Genomic DNA, 17,131 nt, shown 5'->3' on the forward strand with positions numbered 1-17,131 from the left:
GAGGAAAAAAAATGGATTTAAAAGAGTATATTGCTAGTATTCCGGATTATCCCCAAGAGGGAATTATTTTTCGGGACATCTCGCCGTTAATGGCTGATGGAGAAGCGTATCGTTATGCGACACAGCAGATCGTTGAGTATGCACAAGAAAAAGGCATCGATATGGTGGTAGGACCAGAAGCCCGCGGATTTATCGTTGGTTGTCCAGTTGCGTACCAGTTAGGTGTCGGCTTTGCTCCAGTACGTAAAAAAGGCAAATTGCCACGGGAAACTATTGAAGCAGAGTATGAAAAAGAGTATGGTGTGGATGTTTTGACGTTGTATGCCGATGCTATCAAACCAGGACAACGTGTCTTGATCTGTGACGATCTACTAGCAACTGGCGGAACGATCAAAGCAACAATTGAACTCGTAGAAAAATTAGGCGGTATCGTTGTTGGCTGCGCCTTTTTGATCGAACTAATGGATTTACATGGAAGAGATAAAATCCAAGGTGTCGAAATCAAAACCTTGATGGAATATTAAAGCAGAAAAAAAGGACTCTTACGAGTCCTTTTTTTCTGCTTTGAGGCTTATGTAGAGAAAGGATCATGGTTCATACCGATAAAAATCATGATCATGATAATAATGACGGTTACGTTTGCGCTCTGCTTGCCGGAATTTCTTTTCATCCCATAGCATGAACCAAAGCATCATTAGAGGACAAAAAATCAGAACAGCACTTAGAACGCCAAAATAGCCAATAACGATACCCATCAATAATACCCACAACATAAAACCAAATCGACGAACTGCTTTCATCTCATTCACTCCTTAAATAATACGAACTTATGTTTGCATACCTATTATACGAATGTTTGTTCGGTTTGTAAAGAGGAAAGAAAAAAATCTTCGCAAGTACGAAGATTTCCTAGGTAGGCCGATTAGAATCAAAGCAGATGGCGATACAAACCAACAACTAATCCTAAAATCGTTACGTCAGGCAAAATGATGGGCTCTAAATAATCATTTTCTGGCTGTAATCGAATGTAATTCTTTTCTTTATAGAATCGTTTGCAAGTAGCTTCATCTTCATCTGTCATAGCGATCACGATATCACCATTTTGCGCACTTTGTTGTTTGCGAACGATCACTTGATCGCCGTCAAGGATGCCAGCATTAATCATACTTTCTCCTCGGATCGTCAACATAAACAAACTGCCGGTACTATTTGCTAAATCTGGCGGAATCGGAAAGAAATCGGATGCATCTTCCACTGCTAAAATCGGTTCTCCCGCAGTTACGACACCAAGCATCGGAATGGATGCTGGTTGAACATCGATTTTTTCAAGACCGGAAGCAGTTAATTCAATGGCTCTGGGTTTTGTAGGATCTCGTAAGATCAACCCTTTTTTTTCAAGTCGGGACAAATGGCCATGAACAGTTGAGGTAGAAGATAACTGAACGGCTTCGCCAATTTCGCGAACAGTCGGCGGATAGCCTTTTTCAGTGACACGGGTATGAATGAACTTAAGAATTTCGATTTGTCGATTTTCTGTTCGTTTTGCCAAAACTGACACCTTCTTTCATTTGATAACATTAGTGTACCATAGGTATATCGAATATTCAAACAAATGTTCGCTTTTTGCGCTATTGTTTTTATTCGCTAGTTTGTAGTAAAATCAAGAGGGAAAAGGAGGAACGAATATGCTATCTCAAGAAAAATTAGCTCGAATCAATGAACTTGCCAACAAGAAAAAAACAGAAGGATTGACCGAGGCAGAAACGAACGAACAAAAAGTTCTACGTGAAGAGTATTTAACCGCCTTTCGTGGAGGAATGCGTCACCATATCGAAGGAATGAAAATCGTTGATCCTGAAGGTTCTGATGTGACACCAGAAAAATTGAAAGAGATTCAGAAGAAAAAAGGTCTCCACGGCAGATAATTGTGAATTCCTTTTCATTGCTATTGAAATAAGCATCTGAATCACGTATAATAAGAGATGTAATAAAGGTAAAAAAAACCTAAATTAGGAGGAACTACCATTGTTTGATAAAATCGATCAATTAGGAGTGAACACCCTTCGTACATTAAGTATCGAAGCCGTACAAAAAGCCAATTCAGGACATCCAGGATTACCGATGGGGGCAGCACCCATGGCCTATGCCTTGTGGACGAAACACTTGAAAGTCAATCCAACGACTTCTCGCAACTGGGTGGATCGTGACCGCTTTGTTTTGTCTGCTGGACATGGTTCGGCGCTATTGTACAGCTTGTTGCACGTGTCTGGTTACGATGTGACCGTTGAGGATCTAAAAAACTTCCGTCAATGGGATAGCCGCACGCCAGGACATCCAGAAGTCGATCACACAGACGGCGTGGAAGCAACCACTGGACCTTTAGGACAAGGGATCGCTATGGCAGTCGGTATGGCGATGGCCGAAGCCCACTTGGCTGCAACCTACAATCGCGACAAGTATCAAGTCGTTGATCACTATACCTACGCCTTATGTGGCGATGGGGACTTGATGGAAGGTGTTTCGCAAGAAGCTGCATCCATGGCGGGTCACATGAAATTAGACAAACTGATCGTCTTGTACGATTCAAATGACATCTCCCTAGATGGTCCGACCTCAAAAGCCTTTACAGAAAATGTCGGTGCGCGTTTTGAGGCGTATGGCTGGCAACACATTCTCGTTGAAGACGGCAATGATTTAGAAGCGATCTCAAAAGCAATCGACGAAGCAAAAGCTGAAAGCGACAAACCAACCTTGATCGAAATCAAGACTGTGATCGGATACGGTGCGCCAAATCAAGGCACCTCTGCCGTCCATGGTGCGCCGATCGGTGCCGAAGGCATTTCAGCAGCCAAAGCGATTTATGGCTGGGAATACCCAGAATTTACTGTACCTGACGAAGTTGCTGCGCGCTTCAAAGAAACCATGATCGATGAAGGGCAAAAAGCTGAAGCAGCTTGGAACGAAACTTTCCATGCCTATGAAGCAGCCTATCCAGATCTTGCGGCGCAATTCAAACAAGCCTTTGCAGGTGAATTGCCAACAGATTGGGATGCAGCATTACCAAGCTACGAAGTTGGCAGCTCACAAGCTAGCCGGGTATCCAGCAAAGAGATGATCCAAGCGTTGTCCAAAGCCGTACCTAGCTTATGGGGCGGATCGGCTGACCTTTCTGGTTCCAACAACACGATGGTGGCAGCAGAAAAAGACTTTGAGCCTGGCCAATACGAAGGCCGCAACATTTGGTTTGGTGTCCGAGAATTTGCGATGGCGGCAGCGATGAACGGGATCCAATTGCATGGCGGTACGCGAATCTATGGTGGAACCTTCTTCGTCTTCGTTGATTACTTGCGTCCAGCGGTGCGCTTGTCTGCGATCCAGCATGCACCTGTGATCTATGTCTTGACGCATGACTCCGTGGCGGTTGGAGAAGATGGACCGACGCATGAGCCAATCGAGCAATTAGCTAGCGTCCGTTGTATGCCAAATGTCCAAGTGATTCGTCCAGCAGACGGCAATGAAACCCGTGCTGCTTGGAGACTGGCCATGACGACAACCGATAAGCCAACGGTCTTAGTCTTAAGTCGACAAAACCTACCAGTGATCGAAGGCACGCAAACCGGTGCGGATGAAAATGTCGCAAAAGGTGGCTATGTGATTTCAAAACAAGCCGGTGAAACACCAGCGGGTATTTTGATCGCCACAGGTTCTGAAGTGAATCTTGCGGTCCAAGCACAAGCTAAATTGGCAGAAGAAGGCATCGATGTATCGGTGGTCTCCTTACCAAGCTTTGATCTGTTTGAAGCCCAAAGCTCAGAATACAAAGAAAGTGTCTTGCCAAAAGCAGTGAAGAAACGGGTAGCGATCGAAGCGGCTTCCCCATTTGGTTGGGAACGTTACACTGGCTGCCATGGAAAAGTGATCGCGATCGATCATTTCGGTGCATCCGCACCTGGTGACAAGGTATTAGCAGAATTCGGCTTCAGTGTTGAAAATGTGGTGAGTACCTTCAAATCAATCAACTAATTGGTCGATACAAAGAAAAAGCTGCACGTTCGAGAATCTTTTCGATTTTCGAACGTGTTTTTTTTCGAGTTATTATCACTCTGAAAGTGACAGAGTGATGGATGTAGATCAGCAGTGGCTAAGATTTTGAAAAAAAGTTTTCACAGCAAGATACAAAGTTTTTGAATACGAAGAGGAAAGCAACAGGATAAAAGCAAATAGTTTTTAAAAAACCTAGCAAGAAGGCGGTCGTTTCACTAATGAGCGCCGGAATGATGTTAGCTCCAACGGCGATCTCTTTCGTTCCTCAACAGGTACAAGCTGCTGAGAACCAATATGCGACGCAAGACATCTCAGGTTTCATCGAGCAAATTGGCTGGTCAGCACAAGATGTTGCTGCCAACAATGATTTGTATGCTTCTGTGATGATCGCTCAAGCAATTTTAGAAAGCGGCTATGGTTCTTCTGCATTATCCAATGCACCTTATTACAATTTATTTGGGGTCAAAGGCAGCTACAACGGTCAAAGTGTGTATATGCCTACCCAAGAGTATTTGAATGGTCAGTGGGTAGAAATGAATGAACCGTTTCGTCAATATAACTCTTATTGGGAATCGTTTCAGGATCATGCGAACGTCTTGCGAAGTACAAGTTTTGCGACAGGGACTGCCCATTACAGTGGTGTCTGGAAAAGCCAAACCACCTCATTTTATGATGCGACAAATTATTTGACGGGGCGTTATGCTACCGATCCAGGTTACGCACAAAAACTGAACTGGTTGATCGAAACCTATCAGCTTACACGGTTCGATACGGGAACGACACAAAGTACAGCATGGTCAAACACAACTAGCACAACGACCAGCGAAACAACGACGACCACGTATTCAGGTAGTACCTCTTCAGCTCAGAGCTATCAAGTTGCTTCTGGGGATACGCTTTGGGATATCGCCAATCGATTTGGCACAACCGTTGATGCGTTGATGGCATCGAATGGATTATCCAGTGAGATAATCGTTATCGGACAAGAGTTGATCGTATAAGTATATTAAAAACCTTAGGATGGGTTGCTACAACTGCAGCTAATCTTAAGGTTTTTTTGTCGTGACAATCAAACTCTAGTCAGTGGAAAAAGACCAAAGTAGAAAACTATAAGAAAAAAAAATTTGAAATTGCTTACTTTTTATTCGCAACTCCGAGGTATTTTAGGTAGAATGGAAGAATAAGAACGGGAGGGATTTTCAATGACAAAAATCTATCAATCGGTCAATGAATTAGTTGGTCATACGCCAATCGTCAAATTAAATCATATCGTAGAAGAAGGTTCTGCTGATGTGTATGTGAAATTAGAGTTTTTCAATCCTGGGGGTAGCGTAAAGGACAGAATTGCTTTAGCCATGATTGAAAAAGCTGAAAAAAGTGGCTTATTGAAAGCTGGCGATACGATTATCGAGCCAACCTCAGGAAATACAGGGATTGGTTTAGCCATGATCGGTACGGCAAAAGGCTATCGCGTTGTGTTGGTTATGCCAGAAACGATGAGTATCGAAAGACGCAAAATCGTACAAGCTTATGGCGCAGAGTTGATTTTGACCCCTGGATCTGAAGGGATCACAGGATCCATCAATAAAGCAAAAGAATTAGCGGAGCAAGACGGCTACTATATGCCATTACAATTTGAAAATCCGGCTAACCCAGAAATTCATGAAAAAACGACAGGTAAAGAAATTGAGGATGCGTTTGAATCAAAAGGTTTAGATGCTTTTGTCGCTGGGATCGGCACTGGTGGAACGATCACTGGAGCGGGTAAAGAACTGAAGCGCGTCTATCCCAATTTGAAAATAGTTGGTGTTGAGCCAGCCGAATCTGCGATTTTAGAAGGTGGCAAGCCAGGACCGCATAAGATTCAAGGAATCGGTACTGGATTTGTCCCTAAAGTATTAGACACCGAAATCTATGACCAAGTCATTGCAATTGCTAGTGAAGATGCGATGAAAACTGCACGCCAAGTTGGAATGAAAGAAGGAATCTTAGTAGGTATCTCTTCAGGAGCTGCGATCCAAGCTGCTTTACAAGTGGCAAAAGAACTAGGTTCCGGGAAAAAAGTCTTAGCAATCGTGCCCGACAATGGCGAACGCTATCTGTCCACAGCGCTCTATCAGTTTGAAGACTAACAAGAAGGAGAAAGCAGACATTGGATTGTCTGCTTTTCTTTCTCAAAAGGGGCATAAAGACGGTCTGAAAAAAGCGCTATACCTTAGAAAAAAACAAGGAAAGCTGTTTGAATTTTTGGGTTTTACATAGTATGATAGGAAAGATAAGAGAAATGGAGGAACTCCTGTGAGTACGATCTACGATGAAGCGATCAAACGATTAAAACATGAGAATATTCGTATTACACCGCAGCGAGTAGCGATATTAGAATTTTTGGCCAGTCACGATGCTCATCCAACTGCTGAAGAGATTTATCGGGCGATTGAAGTTCATTTTCCTGGTATTAGTGTCGCAACGGTCTACAATAATTTACGTTTATTCACAGAAATTGGCTTTGTAAAAGAAATGAATTATGGAGATGCCTCCAGTCGATTTGATTTTACAACTGAGCCTCATTATCATGCTATCTGCCAACAGTGTGGAAAGATCGCTGATTTTTACTATCCAGGGCTTGAAGATGTCGAAATGGCTGCTTCAAAACTAACTGGGTATCAAATAAATAACCATCGATTAGAAGTTTATGGTCTATGTCCAGAGTGCCAAGCGAAAGAGGAGGAAACAAAATGAAAATAATCGCTACTGATCAAGCGCCACAAGCAATCGGTCCTTACGTTCAAGCAAAAATCGCAAACGGCTTCTTGTTTGCTTCTGGTCAAGTGCCGTTAGATCCTGTTTCAGGGGAAGTTGTCGGCACGACGATTGAGGTTCAAACACAGCAAGTACTAAAAAATATTGAAGCGATTCTTGAAGCGGCAGAACTGACACCAAATGATATTGTAAAGACTACCTGTTTCTTAAAAAATATGAATGACTTCGTTCCTTTTAACAATACGTATAGTACGTTATTCAATGAAGAGTTACCGGCACGTTCTGCTGTAGAAGTTGCTCGCTTGCCAAAAGATGTTTTGGTTGAAGTTGAAATCATCGCGGCAGTGAAAGAAAAAGCGTAACCAACAAGGAATCGTGGGACGTCCGCATTTGCGTCGTCCCCTTTTTATTGGATCGATCCTGAACGAAAGGATCATAGGGTTTCAGGTGAATCAAGGAGAAGAGGATGCAGTATGGTTTCGTTAAAGGAATATTTAGCAAAAGGGCAAACAACAATTTCGAATTTGCTTTTAGAGAATTACCATCATCTGGGATTGACGAATGATGAATTTTTGTTATGGCTGCAGTTGTATCGGAGTCATGAGCAAGGAAATGATTTTCCCGATTTACGTGAGATTGCCTCTGTGATGGGCAGTGATCAAAAAGAAATTTATCATTGGTTAAATCAATTGCTAAAAAAAGATGTAGTGCGGATGGAGTCAAAAAAAGATACTGCTGGGAAAATGGTTGATTATTATGATTTTACAGGGATTTATGAGCGTCTAGAATTTCTCTTAAAACAGCAATCAAAAAATGAAAAAGCAGAATCAAATGAGGAAAAAATTCGTGGGTTATATCGTTTGTTTGAAGGAGAGTTCGGTCGGCCGTTGTCAGCGATCGAATACCAGCGGATCGGGCAGTGGTTGGATGAGGACCACTACGATCCGGAACTGATTCAGTTTGCTTTGCGAGAAGCGGTTTTGAATCAGGCTTATAGCTTGAATTACATCGATCGTATCTTACTTTCGTGGGAACGTAAGAATATTACGTCGAAAGCGCAAGTTGAGGAAGAACAAAAAAGAAGAAAAAAACAATTTCTTCAAAATGAGAATGCTTCACAGGAAGAAGGACCAATGCCCAAAATCCCTATGCATAATTGGTTAGAAGGAGAGTAACAGACAAGGAGTTCAAATAGTCCTATGATCAGTAAAGAAAAAACAATGTCCGCTATCGAAACAATGTATGAGATGTTTCCCGAAGCGCATGGCGAATTGGTATCTAAAAATGCGTTTGAATTATTGATAGCAGTCATCTTAAGTGCGCAAGCAACAGATGTCTCGGTAAATAAAGTCACCCCTGCGCTTTTTGAGGCCTATCCCACACCGCAAGCATTGAGCGAAGCACCTTTAGAAGACGTGATTGCAAAAATCAAGTCCATCGGTTTATATCGAAACAAGGCAAAAAATATCAAGGCTTGTGCTTCAGAATTGCTATTGCGTTTTGGTGGTGAAGTGCCAAAAACGAGAGAGGATTTGGTTTCGTTACCAGGTGTCGGTAGAAAAACTGCAAACGTAGTTTTAGGTGATGCCTATGGCATACCGGCAATTGCTGTTGATACTCACGTCGAACGGGTATCAAAAAGATTACGTATCTGTAAATTAGACGCCAATGTATTAGAAGTTGAACAAACGCTGATGAAAAAGATTCCCGAACCATTGTGGGTCAAAACCCATCATACAATGATTTTTTTCGGCCGCTATCATTGCACTGCAAGGGCACCAAAGTGTGAGATTTGCCCGTTGCTGGCGATGTGTCAAGAAGGGAAGCTCCGGATGAAGGGGAAAAAAACTATCTAAAAAGTACGCAAAATAAACTAGTTATGATTAAAAACGTTAGGCAATTTTGCTTAGCGTTTTTACTTGCTAAAAAAGAACAAATGAACAGAGTGCAGCGGAGTCTTACTCTTTGATAGAAGAAAAGCAAACCGAGTGATTCAAGAGGCAAAGATCAGACCAGAACAGATGATTCTTAAGACCAAAATGCGAATCGAGGGGATTCATGATCATTCCAAAGAGAGTTTATTAAGTCAACAAGGCGAAAGAAAATGTGATTGGTTTGTTTGATGAAATGCACAAGCAGCTCTATCAGTTATCTGATAAGAAATTATTTTTTAAGAGCTTGAAAAGTAAGCTTCTTTTTTCATGGTAGTGATTCAAAAAAAAACAGTAGATCAAACGTTGATCTACTGTTTTTCGCTATTCACAGTTATTCGGAATTGCCATCGTTTGGCTCTGGCGGATCCGGCGGTGAGGAAGGATTTTCTTCACTGCTGGAAGGTGTTGTTGAGCCAGGGTCCTGACTAGAAGCAGGAGGTGTAACGACCGATGATGAATCATCCTCATCCGGTGTCGATACTGGTGGTGTCACTTCACTTGAGGACTCGGTTGAACTAGATTCGGTTGACTCACTGCTTTCTGTAGAAGATGTCGAAGGTTCAACATAGGAACTACTGCTAGAAGAACTTGGTGCCGAATAGGTCGGCTGGGTATAAGTTCCTTCAAGATAAAGTTCATTTCCGATCCGTGTCAGACCATCTGGCATTGTCCAGTCTTTGTTTTCTACAGAAGCAGAAACATATTGCATCAATTCTCGATAAACATCAGAAGCCACATGGGTACTACTATCAGTGATAGGTGTCATTTTGTCGTTGTATCCGGTCCAAACCGCCAATGAGTAGGAGGGAGTATAGCCGGCAAAAGTAATATCAGGGTAGGCACCATTCGATGTATCAAGTTGTGCTAGCTGGTCATCGGTGTAATTGGAAGTTCCCGTTTTCCCTGCTTGGTACAAACCATCGATTTGCGCGTTGGTTCCAGTTCCGACGGAGATAACATCTTTCAAGATATCTGTCACCATATAAGCAGTGGTATCATCCATTGCTTCTTGACCATCAACTTTAAAGGATTCTTCATCTTCTGTGCCATCTTGCATGACGATTTTATTGACATACTGAGGTTCATAATATGTGCCGCCATTTGAAAACGCAGCATAAGCAGCGGCCATTTTCAGGCTGGAGATTCCATATTTTGTGCCATCTAATTTATCCGTATTGCTGGAAATCGCATTAGATTGAGTGATCGTGTGGTATTCGATACCTAGACCGCTAAGAAAGTCTGCGATATTATCCGCACCAACTTCATCAAACAATTTCACTGCTGGTACATTTCTAGATTCTGCTAAAGCAGTTCGCAGCGTGATGTTGCCCATATATTGGCGATCCCAGTTGTACACAGGGATATCGGTTCCTTTGTAAGTATAAGGTTCATCTAAAATCATTCTACCGGTAGAGTCTTGTAAAAATTGGAAGGCAGGGCCGTAGTCTGTGATCGGTTTAACGGTCGATCCAAAGTCCCGAGCGACGTTGACAGCCAGATTGTTTGCGAGAACATCATCAACGTTGCGGGCACCGATTTGAGCCGTGACTTTGCCCGTATTGACATCAACTAAGGTAGCGGCAACTTGCATCTTGTCGTCTGGATAATTAACATAGTCATCGCTGTTGACGATATCATATAACCGTTTTTGTGCATCGATATCGACATTGGTGTAAATATCTAAACCATCTGTATAAACATCTTTGCCGGTTTTTTCTTTAACTTCTGCGATCACTTCGTTGAAGTAATTATCAAAGTATTTCCACTCTTGATTTTCTCGTGGGTTTTTCTGCAAGCCTTCTTGAATATCCTCGGCAACGGCGGCATCATATTCTGCTTGCGTGATTTTCTCGTTTTCAAGCATTGCGCCCAAAACCACATCTCGACGACTTTTCGCATTATCAGGATGAGCGAAAGGGTCAAAAGCAGAAGGGGCATTTGGTAAACCAGCTATTAAGGCAGTTTGGGCAAGATCTAGTTCAGCCAAAGGTTTGCCGTAAAACTTCATGGCGGCTGTTTGCATTCCATAAACCCCGTTGGACATATACACCTTATTAATATAGTAAGTCAAAATTTCCTGCTTTGATTTGGTTTGTTCAAGCCGAACCGCCATCCAAGCTTCTTGTGCTTTCCTTCGTAATGTTTGATCTTCGGCGCTGGTAGAAAAGAAGGACAGCTTGATCAATTGCTGGGTCAAGGTACTTCCGCCTTGCATACCGCCGGTTGTGGCATTGGATAATGCAGAACCAACGATCCGGATCGGATCGACCCCGATATGCTGATAGAACCGACGATCTTCAACAGAGACGATCGCGTCTTCTAGCAGTTGGGGGATCTCACTTGCCGTGATTTTTTCTCTCGTTTCACTTCCGAATTCAGTGATCAATTCACCGTTGGAGGCATAAAAACGTGAAGAAACAGTCGAATCCAAACGTGTTTCATCAAGTGCTGGCGCATCTTTGGCATACCACCAAAACAGCCCCATTCCTGATAAAATCCCGATACAGCCTAAGAAAAATAGGCCCATAAACACTTTTAAAATAATACTCCCAATACTTCGTTTGCCTTTGGCTTTAGGGGGCTTTGATGCTTTTTTAGCAGTACCTTTCTTAGAATCATGCCGAGAGGTCCTCGATTGTGATTCATTTGCCATACTCATCATTCTCCTTCATCGTTAAAAATTGATCAACTGCTTTTAAATAAGGAATACGCGGCGCAATGGTGGGGATGATTTCGATCCCATTGGTTTCGATATAGGTCAACGTCATTGATTTTTTTCCGGTTTCCTTTTGCAGGTGCCACTGAGAAACTAAGCACTTGCTATCTAAGAAAAAGCAGCGTTGTAGACTAGAAAACCATAAAAGAACAAAACATAATCCTGCTTGTTCCAAACAGTCTTCCATATGCTTGATTTGGTGTGGATGAAAATTTTTAAAGGGAAATGACGTTTTGTTTTGAGTCTCTTTCGCTTCAAAGTCGATATATTGCCCTTGATAAACACCGTTGTAATCGGTGGTAGAGGCCTCTCGAAAGTAGGCTTCCTTAATTACTGCGGCGCTTCTTCTCGGATAATCTACCTTGACGATTTGAACTGGTGTCGGTTTCTTATGAATGACCGCAAGTTTACGATTTAAATAATAAAGGTTGCTTTCATTGATCGCTTCTTCAAAACGCATCCCACGATTGGCATACGTTTTTGGCTTTATTAGTTTTTCTTGCATTTTTTGTTTTTTGCCGTCATCATAGGTAGTAGATTGTCCATTCGGGTAACGAATAACCATGTTGTTCACACTCCTAGGCAACATTATACCAAAAAGTCGTTTGGAAAGAAAAGAGATGACCAGAGAAACAATGAAAACCTTATACTTTACTGGCTATCGTAATTATGAATTAGGTGTCTTTCAAGCAAAAGATCCCAAGATTGCAGTTATTAAGAAAGTAATAATGTCGGCCTTGACGAATTATTTGGAAGAAGGCTTGGAGTGGGTCTTGATCAGCGGAAATCTTGGGGCAGAGCTATGGTGCGCAGAAGTCACAGAACAATTGAAACAAACATACCCCGAACTGAAACTAGGAATCATTTTTCCCTTTGAAGGATTTGGTGAAAATTGGAACGAAACAAATCAGCAGGCACTGCAAACAGCGAAGTCATTTGCCGATTATGTCAATGCCACCAGCCATAAGCCTTACCAAGATCCTAGTCAATTAAGAAATCACACCGCGTTTTTGCTTGAACATACCGAAGGTGCGCTCGTGTTATATGATGATGAATTTCCAGGAAAACCTAATTATTTCTTAAGAGATGCCAAAGCCTATAGTGAGCAAAATCCCTACTTTATTCATCAAATAACAATGGATGATTTACAAAACGCAACATTTGATAGTAATTTACTTTGATTTTCGTGTATTTTTTGTTAGAATGGTCTAGAAAGTGAAAACCATTTGGAATAAACAATGAGGTGTAAATAATGGCAAATTTAATTTATAGTCCAAAAGATATTCTGCAACAAGAATTCAAAACAAAAATGCGTGGATACGATCCAGTGGAAGTGGACGAGTTTTTAGATAATATCATTAAAGACTACGAAAGCTACAATAAAGAGATCTTAGCCCTGCAAGAAGAAAATGATCGTCTGACAGCGAAAATCGATCAATTGTCGAAAAATCAAGCAATCGCTTCTCGTGTTCAACAAGAAGCACCGAAAAGCCAAACAGTCACAAACTTTGATATTTTAAAACGTTTGTCGAACCTTGAAAAAGAAGTTTTTGGCAAAAAGCTTGATCGTGAATCAGAACCTGTCACTCGTTCTTCTTCATACAACAGCAATTATACAAATGCTGATTTTGAAGATGATAACGAAAAAACCCGTCAATTCTAATTTAGCAAAGATAGTTGTGGTTTTCGGGTAATTGCGGCATAACTCGATTATGCTGAGGAAAGTCCATGCTCGCACAAGCTGAGACGCTTGTAGTGTTCGTGCCTAGCGAAACCATAAGCTAGGGTACTTGAGAAAGTAACGGCAGGAAAAATGGCTAAGGTGCAAGCTATGCCAAAGTATCCTTGAAAGTGCCACAGTGACGAAGCAAGCCGGGAAACCGTCTTGGTGGAACGCGGTAAACCCCTCGAGCGAGCAACCCAAACAATGGTAGGGGCACTTTTTGCACGGAAATGAACGGAGCAAGAAGGCAAGTAATTGCAGATAGATAATTACCCAGTGTTTTCTTCTCCCTGAGGAAAATACGGACAAAACATGGCTTATAGAAAATCACAACCTATCAGGGAATCCTTCCAGCAACGGAAGGTTTTTTTATATCAAGAAGGAGAGCGTTATGACTGAAAAAACATTTAATTGTATTGCCACCGCTGCGAGCGGTTTAGAAGCACTTGTGGGCAAAGAATTACGGGATTTAGGGATCGAGTGTGAGGTTGAAAACGGCCGAGCGCGCTTTAAAGGGACAATGGAGACCATTGCTACCGCGAATTTGTGGCTCCGTACAGCAGATCGGATCAAAATCGTCGTCGGAGAATTTGACGTATTGACTTTCGATCAGTTGTTTGAAGAAGTTAAAGCGTTACCGTGGGAAGACTTTTTACCTTTAGATGCTGAATTCCCAGTAGCCGGAAAGTCAATCAAATCAAAACTGTTTAGTGTGCCTGATTGTCAAGCGATTACCAAAAAAGCAATCGTCAATCGCTTAAGAGAAGTATACCATCGTCCGGCAAGTGTGCCTCTGACTGAAACGGGCGCTTTTTTCCAATTAGAAGTCGCTTTATTGAAAGACCATGCGATGATCACATTGGATACGACTGGCCCTAGTTTGTTTAAACGCGGCTATCGTTTAGAAAAAGGGGGCGCACCTCTGAAAGAAAACATGGCTGCGGCTTTAGTGATGCTGACAAATTGGTACAAAGACAAGCCTTTTGTCGATCCTGTTTGCGGATCAGGGACCTTATGTATTGAAGCAGCTTTGATCGGCCATAATATCGCCCCTGGATTTAATCGGGAATTCGTATGTGAAACGTGGGATTGGTTCCCAGCAGAAGTCTTTGAAAAAGTACGAAAAGAAGCAGATGAAGCGGCAGACTATGATGTCGAATTGGATATTACTGGCTCAGATATCAATGGTCGAATGATTGAGATCGCCCGCCGAAATGCAGAAGAAATCGGTCTAGGAGACTCGATCACCTTCAAACAACAAGCCGTTAAGGACTTTAAAACAGAAAAAGAATATGGTGTCGTTGTGGCTAACCCTCCTTATGGTGAACGCTTAGGGGAAGAAGAATCTGTTCAACGATTGTATCAAGAAATGGGCCAAGTGTTTCGGCCCCTTAAAACATGGAGCAAGTACTTTTTAACTAGTGATTTGACCTTCGAGACGCATTATGGTGAGAAAGCAACAAAAAAACGCAAATTATACAACGGTGCGATTCGTACCGATCTCTTCCAATACTGGGGACAACGTCCGCCACGCAAAAAGGAGTCTGCTGAATGAAAGAACAAGAATTTCTGAAAGAATTAAAAGAAATCGATCTATTACAACAAGCAATGGGGATCCTAGGCTGGGATAACCAAACGGGGATGCCAGAAAAAGCCAGTGATTACCGGGCGGAAGTTGACAGCTATTTATATGGTCTCTATTTTGACAAAAAAGTTGGGGAACCAATCCAAGAAGCGATCAGCTATTTTGGAAAGCACCCAGAAGAATTATCTGAAGTAGGGAAAGCGGCGTATCAATTAGTCAAAGAAGAGTATGAATTGCAAAAAGATGTGCCCAATGAGTTAGCGATGGCCGCTTCAGCAGCTACGTCAAAAGCACATACTGCTTGGTTGAAAGCCCGCAAAGAAAAAGATTTTTCTTTATTTAAAGACGCACTTTCTGAAAACATTCGCTTGACGAAAGAATTGATTCCTTATTGGAAAAAAAATGAGCGAACGAATTACGATGTGCTGTTAAACCAATACGAGCCGAATATGACGGTTGAGATCTTGGATAATGTTTTCTCGCAAGTGAGAGACGGCATCATGGATATTCGTCGTCAATTGGCTGAAAAAGGAACAGCGCCAGATACTTCGATCCTCTCACGTAAGATGACCGAAGCGCAACAACGCAAATTTATCTCAAAAGTGATTGCCGACTTAGGCTATGACTTTTCTCGTGGTCGTTTGGATAATACGGTCCACCCATTTGCCACTGGGATCAACCACAACGATGTGCGCTTGACCACCCGTTGGAGTGAAAACGACTTTTCAATGGGACTGTTCGGTGTGATTCATGAAGCCGGTCATGGAATGTATGAGCAAAACATTGACGAAAAATACGAAGGAACACCGGTCCATGAAGGGGCGTCAATGGGGATCCACGAATCCCAATCGCTGTTTAATGAGATCATTATCGGCAGCAACCGCAATTTTTGGGCAAAGCAATACCCGTTTTTCCAAGAATGTGCGGAAGGCACGTTTGATGATGTGTCTTTTGACACTTTCTATGACTCTTTAAAACACTCAAAAGCTAGCTTGATCCGTATTGAAGCTGACAGTTTGACCTACGTGATCCATATCATTATTCGTTACGAGATCGAAAAAATGATCTTTAACGAAACCGTATCGATCGATGAACTACCGAAAATCTGGAATGACAAATACGAGGAATATTTAGGGATTCGTCCAGAAAATGACCTTGAAGGGATCCTACAAGACGTTCATTGGTCAGGTTCAAGCTTCGGGTATTTCCCATCCTATGCTCTAGGGTATATGTATGCCGCGCAATTACTTCATGCGATGGAAAAAGAAATCAATGTCGATGAAGTCTTGGCTTCAGATGATTATTCACCGATTCGTAAATGGTTGACTGAAAATATTCATCAATATGGCGCATCAAAGAAACCAAATGAATTGATTTTAGATGCAACGAATGAATTATTGAATCCTCAATACCTATTAGACTATTTACGTAAGATCTATTTTAGTGTCTATAAAATCAGCGAGACGCAAGATTTCGCTTAAAAGTAACAAGTGGAAAGAAGCTTCGCAAGGCGTTGCCTCCTCAACTGTTTAGTGGGAGCTCGTTTTGTTGAACTTCTTTTCGTTTTCGCGCTATCATCAATTGAAAAAAGGCAGGTTAGCTGCTTTCGTATCGAAAGAAGGAGAAAGATGAACAAGGAAAACAATGCGGCAGATCTTAGCAAAGTAATTGCTTATGCCAAGAGTATACTGGGGAACGATCACACAGGACATGGGTATGATCATGTCAAACGAGTGGCGGGATTAAGTCAAGCCATCATCGATGCCGACAAATTAACGGTTGATACCTTTGTCGTTCAGGCAGCAGCCTACTTACACGATACAGTGGATGATAAAGTTGTGGCGGATGTCACAGCGGCGTATACCGAGGTGCGAGCTTGTTTGACCGCAGCGAGAGCCAGTGAAGCACAAACGAAAGAAATTTTTTCTATTATTGAGAATCTATCTTTTTCAAAAGAACTTTTACAAGGGGCACAGGTAGCCTCAGTAGAAGGACGTGTGGTCCGTGATGCAGATCGTCTCGATGCTTTAGGTGCGATCGGTATTTTACGAACGAGCTATTTTGGTGGCAGTCATCAACACCCGATCCATGACAGTAACTTAGCACCAAAGACGTTTCAAGATCATCAGGATTACCGTAAAGGAACCACGGTGATCAATCATTTTTATGAAAAACTATTTTTGCTTCCCGAAAAGATGACCACGGCGTATGGCAAAAAAGAAGCCCGGCGACGTGTGGCTTTTATGAAAGATTTCTTGCAAGAATTTTATACAGAATGGGATGTATAGCTTTGTTTAGAGTTTTTTAAACGAAAATTCGATTATTTCCTTTTTCTTCCGTTGTTCTTTATAATAGTAAGTACAAAGGAG

Annotated in this window: 18 protein-coding genes and 1 other RNA gene; 15 read left to right on the forward strand and 4 right to left on the reverse strand. The window is 42.1% G+C overall.

The window, feature by feature from the left end; genetic code table 11:
- The first annotated feature begins 11 nt into the window (after nt 1–11).
- Nucleotides 12–524, forward strand: a complete 513-nt coding sequence (locus FJU10_RS07805) for an adenine phosphoribosyltransferase (RefSeq protein WP_140965602.1) — start codon at nt 12–14, stop codon at nt 522–524.
- Between the two features lie 63 nt (nt 525–587).
- Here the strand turns inward: FJU10_RS07805 and FJU10_RS07810 are convergent, their stop codons facing one another.
- Together FJU10_RS07810 and lexA are read right to left on the reverse strand one after the other, a co-directional pair.
- On the reverse strand, nt 588–800 hold the full coding sequence (locus tag FJU10_RS07810) for a hypothetical protein (RefSeq protein ID WP_005236082.1): 213 nt from the start codon (nt 798–800) through the stop codon (nt 588–590).
- 128 nt (nt 801–928) lie between these two features.
- On the reverse strand, nt 929–1,549 hold the full coding sequence (gene lexA, locus FJU10_RS07815; protein WP_005226165.1) for a transcriptional repressor LexA: 621 nt from the start codon (nt 1,547–1,549) through the stop codon (nt 929–931).
- Nucleotides 1,550–1,685: 136 nt separating this feature from the next.
- On the opposite strand from lexA, the gene FJU10_RS07820 reads away from it, so the two are divergent.
- From FJU10_RS07820 to nth, 8 genes are all read left to right on the forward strand, one after another.
- A complete protein-coding gene (locus FJU10_RS07820) occupies nt 1,686–1,925 on the forward strand; it encodes a DUF896 family protein (protein WP_081118692.1) in 240 nt (79 codons plus the stop codon).
- Between the two features lie 100 nt (nt 1,926–2,025).
- Nucleotides 2,026–4,023 carry a transketolase gene (gene tkt, locus FJU10_RS07825; protein ID WP_140965603.1) on the forward strand — a complete coding sequence of 666 codons (1,998 nt, stop codon included), beginning with the start codon at nt 2,026–2,028 and terminating at the stop codon, nt 4,021–4,023.
- 197 nt (nt 4,024–4,220) lie between these two features.
- Nucleotides 4,221–5,045 (forward strand): glucosaminidase domain-containing protein, encoded by an 825-nt coding sequence (locus FJU10_RS07830; protein WP_140965604.1) that lies wholly within the window; start codon nt 4,221–4,223, stop codon nt 5,043–5,045.
- Nucleotides 5,046–5,246: 201 nt separating this feature from the next.
- On the forward strand, nt 5,247–6,176 hold the full coding sequence (cysK, locus tag FJU10_RS07835; RefSeq protein WP_077453420.1) for a cysteine synthase A: 930 nt from the start codon (nt 5,247–5,249) through the stop codon (nt 6,174–6,176).
- Between the two features lie 166 nt (nt 6,177–6,342).
- Nucleotides 6,343–6,783 (forward strand): Fur family transcriptional regulator, encoded by a 441-nt coding sequence (locus FJU10_RS07840; RefSeq protein WP_077453419.1) that lies wholly within the window; start codon nt 6,343–6,345, stop codon nt 6,781–6,783.
- Nucleotides 6,780–7,166 (forward strand): RidA family protein, encoded by a 387-nt coding sequence (locus FJU10_RS07845; RefSeq protein ID WP_077453418.1) that lies wholly within the window; start codon nt 6,780–6,782, stop codon nt 7,164–7,166. Before FJU10_RS07840 ends, FJU10_RS07845 begins: the two co-directional genes overlap by 4 nt.
- A 111-nt stretch (nt 7,167–7,277) precedes the next feature.
- Complete coding sequence (locus FJU10_RS07850; RefSeq protein WP_077453417.1) at nt 7,278–7,979, forward strand: DnaD domain protein; 702 nt, start codon at nt 7,278–7,280, stop codon at nt 7,977–7,979.
- 24 nt (nt 7,980–8,003) lie between these two features.
- Nucleotides 8,004–8,660 carry an endonuclease III gene (gene nth, locus FJU10_RS07855; RefSeq protein WP_077453416.1) on the forward strand — a complete coding sequence of 219 codons (657 nt, stop codon included), beginning with the start codon at nt 8,004–8,006 and terminating at the stop codon, nt 8,658–8,660.
- Between the two features lie 409 nt (nt 8,661–9,069).
- On the opposite strand, the gene FJU10_RS07860 is transcribed toward nth, so the two are convergent.
- Both FJU10_RS07860 and recU read right to left on the reverse strand, forming a co-directional pair.
- Nucleotides 9,070–11,391, reverse strand: a complete 2,322-nt coding sequence (locus FJU10_RS07860) for a PBP1A family penicillin-binding protein (protein WP_325811086.1) — start codon at nt 11,389–11,391, stop codon at nt 9,070–9,072.
- Complete coding sequence (recU, locus tag FJU10_RS07865) at nt 11,381–12,019, reverse strand: Holliday junction resolvase RecU (protein ID WP_077453414.1); 639 nt, start codon at nt 12,017–12,019, stop codon at nt 11,381–11,383. Before recU ends, FJU10_RS07860 begins: the two co-directional genes overlap by 11 nt.
- A gap of 70 nt (nt 12,020–12,089) precedes the next feature.
- On the opposite strand from recU, the gene FJU10_RS07870 reads away from it, so the two are divergent.
- From FJU10_RS07870 to FJU10_RS07895, 6 genes are all read left to right on the forward strand, one after another.
- Complete coding sequence (locus tag FJU10_RS07870) at nt 12,090–12,635, forward strand: DUF1273 domain-containing protein (protein WP_077453483.1); 546 nt, start codon at nt 12,090–12,092, stop codon at nt 12,633–12,635.
- Nucleotides 12,636–12,706: 71 nt separating this feature from the next.
- On the forward strand, nt 12,707–13,117 hold the full coding sequence (gpsB, locus tag FJU10_RS07875) for a cell division regulator GpsB (RefSeq protein ID WP_005226142.1): 411 nt from the start codon (nt 12,707–12,709) through the stop codon (nt 13,115–13,117).
- Nucleotides 13,118–13,136: 19 nt separating this feature from the next.
- Nucleotides 13,137–13,502, forward strand: an RNA gene (gene rnpB / locus FJU10_RS07880) — RNase P RNA component class B.
- Nucleotides 13,503–13,568: 66 nt separating this feature from the next.
- Nucleotides 13,569–14,732: a THUMP domain-containing class I SAM-dependent RNA methyltransferase gene (locus tag FJU10_RS07885; protein ID WP_077453413.1), complete on the forward strand. Its 1,164-nt coding sequence runs from the start codon at nt 13,569–13,571 to the stop codon at nt 14,730–14,732.
- Entirely contained in the window at nt 14,729–16,243 is a 1,515-nt protein-coding gene (locus tag FJU10_RS07890) for a carboxypeptidase M32 (protein ID WP_140965606.1), read from the forward strand. The genes FJU10_RS07885 and FJU10_RS07890 overlap by 4 nt, the downstream gene beginning before the upstream one ends.
- 147 nt (nt 16,244–16,390) lie before the next feature.
- The gene (locus FJU10_RS07895; protein ID WP_096742680.1) at nt 16,391–17,050 is read left to right on the forward strand and encodes an HD domain-containing protein; all 660 of its coding nucleotides are present in this window, start codon (nt 16,391–16,393) and stop codon (nt 17,048–17,050) included.
- Nucleotides 17,051–17,131 lie beyond the last annotated feature (81 nt).

It is taken from the genome of Enterococcus sp. OL5, from assembly GCF_006491895.1.
GTDB lineage: Bacteria > Bacillota > Bacilli > Lactobacillales > Enterococcaceae > Enterococcus_D > Enterococcus_D innesii.

Bases quoted from the DNA above. Each gene is read 5' to 3' on its own strand.
- FJU10_RS07805 (WP_140965602.1), top strand. From the start codon at position 12: ATGGATTTAAAAGAGTATATTGCTAGTATTCCGGATTATCCCCAAGAG.
- FJU10_RS07810 (WP_005236082.1), bottom strand. From the start codon at position 800: ATGAAAGCAGTTCGTCGATTTGGTTTTATGTTGTGGGTATTATTGATG.
- FJU10_RS07820 (WP_081118692.1), top strand. From the start codon at position 1,686: ATGCTATCTCAAGAAAAATTAGCTCGAATCAATGAACTTGCCAACAAG.
- cysK (WP_077453420.1), top strand. From the start codon at position 5,247: ATGACAAAAATCTATCAATCGGTCAATGAATTAGTTGGTCATACGCCA.
- FJU10_RS07845 (WP_077453418.1), top strand. From the start codon at position 6,780: ATGAAAATAATCGCTACTGATCAAGCGCCACAAGCAATCGGTCCTTAC.
- FJU10_RS07850 (WP_077453417.1), top strand. From the start codon at position 7,278: ATGGTTTCGTTAAAGGAATATTTAGCAAAAGGGCAAACAACAATTTCG.
- nth (WP_077453416.1), top strand. From the start codon at position 8,004: ATGATCAGTAAAGAAAAAACAATGTCCGCTATCGAAACAATGTATGAG.
- FJU10_RS07860 (WP_325811086.1), bottom strand. From the start codon at position 11,391: ATGGCAAATGAATCACAATCGAGGACCTCTCGGCATGATTCTAAGAAA.
- recU (WP_077453414.1), bottom strand. From the start codon at position 12,019: ATGGTTATTCGTTACCCGAATGGACAATCTACTACCTATGATGACGGC.
- FJU10_RS07870 (WP_077453483.1), top strand. From the start codon at position 12,090: ATGAAAACCTTATACTTTACTGGCTATCGTAATTATGAATTAGGTGTC.
- gpsB (WP_005226142.1), top strand. From the start codon at position 12,707: ATGGCAAATTTAATTTATAGTCCAAAAGATATTCTGCAACAAGAATTC.
- FJU10_RS07885 (WP_077453413.1), top strand. From the start codon at position 13,569: ATGACTGAAAAAACATTTAATTGTATTGCCACCGCTGCGAGCGGTTTA.
- FJU10_RS07890 (WP_140965606.1), top strand. From the start codon at position 14,729: ATGAAAGAACAAGAATTTCTGAAAGAATTAAAAGAAATCGATCTATTA.
- FJU10_RS07895 (WP_096742680.1), top strand. From the start codon at position 16,391: ATGAACAAGGAAAACAATGCGGCAGATCTTAGCAAAGTAATTGCTTAT.